Raw genomic sequence first — 7,957 nt, 5'->3', positions numbered from 1 at the left:
GACAGGAGACAGGAGACAGGAGACAGGAGACAGGAGACAGGAGACAGGAGACAGGAGACAGGAGACAGGAGACAGGAGACAGGAGACAGGAGACAGGAGACAGGAGACAGGAGACAGGAGACAGGAGGAAAATTACATGGGGATAGTCAACGAAGGGCCGCTCCGCGTCTACGCTCCCCCAAGTAATGCGTGAACACCCCCGTTGACGGTGGGGTATTAAACCCACAAAGAAAATGATAATATAAGACTTTTAGCTATTGGACAGTTCTTGTAATTTGTAAATATGCCAGCGCACATTGCTATATAAAAAAACTTCTGGCATTGAAGTTTTCTTTCCCTACTGCCTACAGCAAAGCTGCCTACTGCCTTCCTTCCTCCAAAGTGTAAGTATTCAACCGTTAGCGTAGCTCCCCCTCCGGGGGAACATGATATAAAAAATCAAATCAATTATTCCAAAGAAATTATCAATTCTTTACGCCTACTGCCTACAGCAAAGCTGCCTACTCCCTACTCCCTATGGGTGGAGTAGATGTCTAATTATCATTACATTTAAGCAACGCCAAACAATTGTGCTATCCGCCATCTCCGTTCTACTAAACTTACCCAAACTTACCCATGCCGGAATTGCATGAGCTTCAGTGTTCTATAGAACCCCTAACCGTATCTTCATATAAATATCAAGTTTTTTTGACTAGGAGACAGCTATACTGGAGACAGGAGACAGAAGGTAAGAGAGAAAAGGTTAAGAGGGAAGATTTGGGGAGAGATAATACAAAAAATTCAACACTCCTTCAACTGAATTTTCCTCAAAATTAATGCGCGAAAAGACTTGACTACCATAATTATATAGATCTCAAATGGGTTCTATAGAATTCTGCTCAAATTATTCTGAACTAAGCACAGAATCACGTTCCGCTAGTAGACGACGTAATTCTTGTTGTCGAGCGCTATCAAGTGGAAAATTCCAGATAGCGATCGCTGCTATGAGACTAATTGGGATAGGAACACAAATAAATATATATTTAAGCGCCTCAATTGCTGCGGGAGTATTTGTACCTCCAGGAACAAAACCAATCAAATCTAGAATGGGGTAAACCATACCAACTCCTAAAGCAGAACCAACTTTGTTAGTCATGGTCAACAAAGAATAGTAAAGACCTGTACGTTGTGTACCAGATTCCAGGTTGTCATGGTCTGTCACATCTGCCATGATCGAGCGTAACAAAAATGCTCCCGCACCAGATTCGATACCAAAAAGAATATTAACTAAAGCATACAGCCATAAATTCCCTGGTTCAACTAGCAGTATAGTAGCGATAATTATACAACCATAAATTTTAGCAACACCAAAAGTCCGATGCTTCTCCAAACTATAACTAAGACGCATCCAAAAAGGAATACCACAAAAACTAGCGATGAAATAGAGTAAAAGCATGAGACTAGACCATTGACCTAGTTCCATGGCATAAGTAACAAAAAAAATGTAGATTGAACCAGTAATTCCAGGAGCAAGACCAACCATGAGATTTGCCACTAGGACTCGCATTAGCAACTTGTTTTTCAACAACAGAGAAGTTGACTTGAGCAAACCAAGTTGAGGTGGTGGTGTCACAGGTCTTTCTTGAACATTACAAACAGCGATCGCTACAGTAATAGGCAGTAGTACAATAGTAAACCAACCCATAGCAGCAACTTTATTCCCAGTATCAACACCCCCAGTCTGCTCAAGAATAGTTGGAAGTATCAATACAGCTAACATTCCAAAGACTAGAGCAAATTCTCGCCAACCTTGAATTCGCGATCGCTCATAATAATCAGATGATAATTCTGCACCCCAAGACATATGAGAGATACTCAACAGAGTCCAACCCACATAGAGCAGCAGCATCCAAAACAGAAGATAATTTCCTGTGATAGGAGCTTCAGGCATAAATACTTTGTAAACACAAATCATTAAAATAGGGACAGATAATATAATCCAATGACGGCGACGTCCAAGAGGAGTTGTCACTTTATCGCTGAGAATACCAAGAACTGGATCGGTAAAAACGTCCCAGAAACGGGTAATCATAAAAATTGTGCCCACCAGAGAAAGGCCAAGTCCCATTTCTTCTGCATAAAAAGGGGGGAGGTAGACCAAAAGAGGAAGACCAAGAGCGGAAAGGGGTATTGCGGGAGAGACAAAAGCTGCGATGGTTTTTTTGGTCAGATTCATCTTTTTGTATTATTTATGGCCTTGGAGCAAGTATGAAATTATATTTCATTTAATTTTAGTTAGATGAATCAAAAATTACATTAGTTCTATATTTATAGTCATTCTGAATAAGAATGGGATACTTTTTCAGCTAAAACCCTTTCACTGTAAGAAAACCTTGTCTCACTCTAAATCAGAATGACTATACTTAAGATTGGGGGATTTTTTGGGTAATACTGAGGCGATCGCGATTTGTGATTTTATTGGTCATAACCTAAAGTACCAGGAACAATAAAATCTGGTGTTTTAATCTCTGGATGTTTCTCTAATAACCGATAAATTTTTTGACGAATATCTACAATATCTGGTTTATCTATTTGATTATTACGAGTATTTTCTTGTGACAAATTAGAGCCACTCTGAGAATCTTTAGTAAAGGCTTTACAAGCATTATCAACTTCAGAAATAGGTAATCCACAATACTGAAAAATAGATGTTACTATTGATTGTGGACTTGCGACTAAATCTTCGTAACGAATGGCACAGCTAGGAACACCTTTTTTGTAGAGGTATAGATAACGTTGCATCACAGATAACCACATAGTTGTATATAAATCAATTGCATTAGGGTCTGTAAAATCAATATAATTAGAATAATCCTTAAGCAATGGGATAGCTTTACTGTAACGTTCTATGTTTTCTTTGATAGTTGGAAGTATCGAACTCATAAAGGCAAAAGCACGCATAGCAGATTTCACATAATCTTCAGCATTTCGATATAAGAAAATCGCCATAGAGTTAGGAAATACATGGTGTATTAATTCCCATAATTCAATACAAAAACCCCGCAATTTTATGACACAGCATGAAGATTTTCCTTTGATATTAGGTTTGCCCACAAGATAAATACAAAGCTTGAGTAATTCCGCTATTTCATCATCATTACTACCATCAGGATTTCGCATTCCTACAATTTGGGAAAAAACATCAGGTTCAGATAAACTAAGCACATTATCTACTTGGTTAAATACTTTGCTTAGTAAAGTCGAACCACAACGCCCTACAGAATAAATTATTACTAGATTTTTAATTGGTTCTATTTCTTCTATTAATTGTGGAATTTCAGCCAAAGGAACAGCAATTAATTTCTGAGCATGGTCATATTGAGCATGATAAAAAAAGGCTGCCTGAGACAGATCGATATCTAAGGGAGTTTCTACAAAAATTGCTCGTTGATTTTGGAGGTCGAGACAATATAAACTAATGTTAGGATTTTTAATAATCGTTTTGGGGTCAATTGTTTCCCCTTCTTGATAATCAAAATCCTCTAGTTTAGCAACTGTATTAGCAGGAGTTCGATTTTTGCTCTGAATGTTAAGGACTTTGGTATTCATTTTGATCAAGGATAATAATTATTTTAGATAAAAACAAAAATTTATTATAATAGACTTGTCGCTTTATAACTTCAAAAATCCCCAAAAACTTTGTTATATAAGGATTGTAGCTATTTGAACGTAAAAAGCCTTGGAATTATTGCTCTGTCTAGCTTGGAGCGATTTTTTCCCTCTATTTAGCGACAAGTCTAATATAAAATGAGGCAAAGTCAAACAATAAAGGTTTAAATTTACTTAGTAAGGATTCTAATTATATGAAATGTAAAGAGCGAAAAATCACCATTTATTCTAACCCACGATTATTTGTAGAAAATTGGGCTTATCCTTCTATTCATAAAGGCATTGGGGGAAGTGCAGAAGCAGTAATTTACTTGAGCCAAGAGTTGGTGAAATTGGGATACTTAGTGACAATTATTAATCAATGTGGTGATATGCAAGGAGAATATAATGGTGTTGTTTATCAGCCTATTGAAGAATTTAATTCTGATGATAATTTTGATATTTTCATATGTCATCGTGACTGGCTACAACCAATGATGATGAACATCAAAGCCCAAAAAATTGGGGTATGGTTACACGATAATCCAAAAGGTTTTCCTCCCATTGAAGAATCTAAAAGGCAAAACTTTTTAGCTAGCTTTGATAAACTATTTGTACTTTCAAAATATCACCAATCAATGTTGCCAGATTGGATTCCTGAAGAAAAAATATTTTTAACTAAGAATGGAATTAATCTTCAAGATTTTAACACCTCTTCAATTGCCAGAAACCCTAAAAGATTAATTTATATTACTACCTATAATCGGGGAATAGAAAACCTACTACAAAGATGGCAAGAGATTCTTAAAGAAGTCCCTGATGCTGAATTGCATATTTTTTATGGATGGCAACTTATAGATGCTTTAGCTAAAACTCCTTTGGTTGAAAAGATTCCAGACTTAAAAAATGTTAAGGATAGACTGTTACCCCTAATGCAGCAAAAAAATGTTTATGAACAGGGGAGAATTGGGCACAAGCAATTAATTGAAGAACTATTAAAATCTGGAATATGGGTTTATCCATGTCATACTCCAGAAGTTTTCTGTATCAGTGCAATTAAAGCACAAGCTTGTGGTTGTGTGCCAGTAGTAACAACATTTGCTGGCTTAGATGAAACTGTACAATCAGGTATCAGAATTAAAGGACCTGCTGGCGATGAAGAAACTAATAATGCTTTTCTTGAAGCAGTGATAGACTTGCTCAAAAATCCTGAGAAACAAGAATCTTTAAGACAAGAAACTTTCGCATTGAAAGATTCATTTGGCTGGGATAAAATAGCTCAACAGTGGCATAAAGAATTTTTATCAAACTAATGTCTATTGCCATTATCTAAATTGTAAAATTCCTGGGACAATAAAGTCAGATGTTTTAATTTCTGGGTGTTTCTCTAATAATTTAGACACCTTCTGACGAATATCTAGAATATCGGGTTGGTCAATCTTATTATTTCGAGTTGTCTCCTGGGATAAATTAGAACCTTTCTGAGCATCTTTATTGAAAACAGAACAAGCATTGGAAACTTCAGCAGTTGGCAAACCACAATATTTAAAAATTGAGGTGATAATTGATTCTTGATGTTTCACTAAGTCTTCATAACGAATAGCAAAACTAACCATATTTTTTTGATACAGTTTTAGATAACATTCCATTGCAGATAACCACATTATTGTATAGAAATCAATGGCATTAGAGTCAGTAAAATCTATATCGTTGGCATAATGTTTAAGCAAAGGAAAAAATCGACTATAAAGCTCTATATTTTCCTCAATAGTAGGAAGCAGAGAACCGATAAAAACAAAAGCTCTAAGAAAGGAATTTATGACATCTTCTAAATTACGATATAAAAAAATAACCTTAGCATCAGGTCGTATGCTATAGATTAAATCCCCTAGTTCAATGCAAAAACTACGCAGTTTTATGACACAGTGTGATTGTGTTTCTAGGGATGTAGGTTTACTGACAAGATAAAGACAAATCTTGAGGAGTGCTGCTATTTCATTGTCATTACTTCCATCAGGGTTTCGCATCCCAACTATCTGGGAAAAAACATCAGGTTCTGATAGACTGACTACAGTATCTACTTGGTTAAATACCTTACTTAATAACGTAGAACCACAACGACCGACAGAGTAAATTATTACCATATTTTTAATGGTTTCTATAGACTCAAGTAGCTGAGATAATTCAGAAAAAGGAACAGCAATTAGTTTCTGAGCATGATTGTACTGACTTTGATAGAAAAAAGGAGCCTGAGAAAGATCTATATCTAAGGGAGTTTCTACAAAAATTGCTCTTTGATTTTGGATATCAAGGCAATATAAACTAATATTAGGATTTTTAATAACTGTGGTGGGGTCAATTGCTTCTCCTTCAAGGTAATCAAAATCTTCTAGTTTAGAGAATGTCTCAACATGAGTTCGATTTTTCTTTTGAATGTGAAGAATTTTAGTATTCATTGTGATTGATAATAGTTTATTGATTAGTGATGAGAAGATAAATGAGAATTAATTATTTCTACGGCATTTTTAACTCCATTTTCAGCCCTAATTTTTTGTCCTAAAATACGCGCTCGATCCTTCATAGTTTCATCGCTAGTAGCAATTGTAATTGCAGAAGCTAATCTTTCAGCTGTTAATTCCTGTCGCGGTATGGGTTGAGTTCCCACACCTAAATTAGCCAATCTTTGCCCCCAGAAAGGTTGATCGGCAACAAAAGGAATAATAATAGAAGGAACACCAGCTCGCAACCCCGCAGAAGTTGTACCCGCACCACCATGATGAACGACTGCTGCCACCTGGGGAAATAACCAATCATGGGGTACTGAGTCAATCTTAAATACATTGTCTGGTAAATCTGCATTACTCAATGCACCCCAACCTTTCATCAAGATCCCCCTTTGTCCACTTTGAGCTAAAGCATCAAGTACCAATTTGGTTAATGCTTCTGGATTAGTATCACTCATACTTCCAAAACCAATATATACAGGAGGGGAACCCGCCACGAGGAAATCTATTAATTCTTTTGGTGGCTGCCAATTTGCAGGACTATCTAGAAACCAATATCCTGTAACATAAGCCCAATCTTGCCAATCTGAAGGTTTTGGTAGAACATTAGGACTATAGCAATGGAGGGTTGGAATTTTTTGTTGTCTTTGACGACTATAAACACCTGTAATGGGAATTGGTGATAAATTTAGGGTTTCGGTTCGCCATTGGTTAATTTCTTTTCGGATAAGTTGCCAGCAAAATTGTTCTTCTGCTATATGAGTTAACCAGTTTAATTTCCCCTCTAAATTAAAATTTGATGTAAAAAGTGGATTAGGAAAAGTACGAGTGGGAGTTAAAGGATTTGTATAGGCTGCATAACAAGGTATACCAAGTTTTTCCGCAATATGATAGGCTGGTAAAGACAGACGAGAATAAATAATAACATCGGTTTCTTGACAGACTTCCCAAGTCTTAAACATTAAGTTTTCAAGTGATGAGCCAAAGATGAACCACCAATTAATTCTACCCCATAAACCATGAAAACTTATACTATTAATTTTATCCTTATTCTGAGAACGCTTTTTCAATTTCTTAGAAATACCTCCTAGAGAAGCAAAATGAAGTCCTTTATTGCTAATAAAATCTTCAAAGATATCAAGACTAGCTATTTTTACCTGATGACCTGCTGCTTGTAATCCTAAACCTAAAGCAATATAAGGTTGTACATCGCCCCTTGTTCCCAATGCTAAAATAGTAATTCGCATATTTTTATTGAGTGCTTATTGAATAATTCATTAATTTGTATTTGAGCATCGATATTTTAAAGATCATAGTTTTTGTAACATATACTGACCGCTTTGGATCAAGACCACATGAACATTATAATTAATAACAAACTCATTAACTGCTTTTACCACACCTCCATTCCACCAACCACCTTGAAAATAATCATCGCCAGTAATCAAACCACCAGTTTTTACCTTGCCATAATATAATTCCAAATCCTGTTTAACATACTCATACAAATGGTTACCATCGATATATATCCAATCAAAATAATTATCAGCAAAGTCTTGACATATATTATTGGAAAAATCTCGGTGAATTTCTACCTGACCTGACTTAATTTCATCAGCGAACATTTGTGTTACTAATTGGTAGCGATTATTCATTTCCTGTTGGCTTTTACCAACTTTTCCTCCATAGCAGGATTTTTGATAAATTTTTTCTTGATGATAGTGCCAGGGATCGACCAAATGAAGTTTTTTTCGGTTCCACAAGTTCCAGTATTTTTTGTGAAAAACTTCCCTGATGAACCCCAATTTCCAAACCTATACTATATT

General features: G+C 35.8%; 7 protein-coding genes. 2 read left to right on the top strand and 5 right to left on the bottom strand.

The window, feature by feature from the left end; all coding sequences use genetic code 11:
* The coding region (locus tag F6K06_RS28155; protein WP_287323323.1) for a hypothetical protein at positions 1-186 on the top strand (186 nt) is incomplete at its 5' end.
* Between the two features lie 697 nt (positions 187-883).
* Here F6K06_RS28155 and F6K06_RS28150 read toward each other — a convergent pair.
* Entirely contained in the window at positions 884-2,215 is a 1,332-nt protein-coding gene (locus tag F6K06_RS28150; RefSeq protein ID WP_287241346.1) for an MFS transporter, read from the bottom strand.
* Positions 2,216-2,454: 239 nt separating this feature from the next.
* The gene (locus F6K06_RS28145) at positions 2,455-3,588 is read right to left on the bottom strand and encodes a sulfotransferase (RefSeq protein ID WP_287241347.1); all 1,134 of its coding nucleotides are present in this window, start codon (positions 3,586-3,588) and stop codon (positions 2,455-2,457) included.
* Between the two features lie 254 nt (positions 3,589-3,842).
* Here F6K06_RS28145 and F6K06_RS28140 point away from each other — a divergent pair, with 254 nt between their 5' ends.
* Positions 3,843-4,940 carry a glycosyltransferase family 4 protein gene (locus F6K06_RS28140; RefSeq protein WP_287241348.1) on the top strand — a complete coding sequence of 366 codons (1,098 nt, stop codon included), beginning with the start codon at positions 3,843-3,845 and terminating at the stop codon, positions 4,938-4,940.
* Positions 4,941-4,952: 12 nt separating this feature from the next.
* Here F6K06_RS28140 and F6K06_RS28135 read toward each other — a convergent pair whose 3' ends face one another.
* The 3 genes from F6K06_RS28135 to F6K06_RS28125 form a co-directional block, all read right to left on the bottom strand.
* Positions 4,953-6,083 carry a sulfotransferase gene (locus F6K06_RS28135; protein ID WP_287241350.1) on the bottom strand — a complete coding sequence of 377 codons (1,131 nt, stop codon included), beginning with the start codon at positions 6,081-6,083 and terminating at the stop codon, positions 4,953-4,955.
* Between the two features lie 23 nt (positions 6,084-6,106).
* Positions 6,107-7,378, bottom strand: a complete 1,272-nt coding sequence (locus tag F6K06_RS28130) for a glycosyltransferase (RefSeq protein WP_287241352.1) — start codon at positions 7,376-7,378, stop codon at positions 6,107-6,109.
* Positions 7,379-7,441: 63 nt separating this feature from the next.
* Positions 7,442-7,894 (bottom strand): class I SAM-dependent methyltransferase, encoded by a 453-nt coding sequence (locus F6K06_RS28125; RefSeq protein WP_287241353.1) that lies wholly within the window; start codon positions 7,892-7,894, stop codon positions 7,442-7,444.
* Positions 7,895-7,957 lie beyond the last annotated feature (63 nt).

The organism is Okeania sp. SIO1H4 (assembly GCF_010672695.1).
In the GTDB taxonomy this organism is placed as follows: Bacteria; Cyanobacteriota; Cyanobacteriia; order Cyanobacteriales; family Microcoleaceae; genus Okeania; species Okeania hirsuta.
The sequence above is the reverse complement of the archived record's forward strand: the minus strand, read 5'-3'. Positions and strand labels throughout refer to the sequence as shown.

What these genes read in the sequence shown, in the direction of transcription:
- F6K06_RS28150 (WP_287241346.1), bottom strand. Translation starts at nt 2,215, where the DNA reads ATGAATCTGACCAAAAAAACCATCGCAGCTTTTGTCTCTCCCGCAATA.
- F6K06_RS28145 (WP_287241347.1), bottom strand. Translation starts at nt 3,588, where the DNA reads ATGAATACCAAAGTCCTTAACATTCAGAGCAAAAATCGAACTCCTGCT.
- F6K06_RS28140 (WP_287241348.1), top strand. Translation starts at nt 3,843, where the DNA reads ATGAAATGTAAAGAGCGAAAAATCACCATTTATTCTAACCCACGATTA.
- F6K06_RS28135 (WP_287241350.1), bottom strand. Translation starts at nt 6,083, where the DNA reads ATGAATACTAAAATTCTTCACATTCAAAAGAAAAATCGAACTCATGTT.
- F6K06_RS28130 (WP_287241352.1), bottom strand. Translation starts at nt 7,378, where the DNA reads ATGCGAATTACTATTTTAGCATTGGGAACAAGGGGCGATGTACAACCT.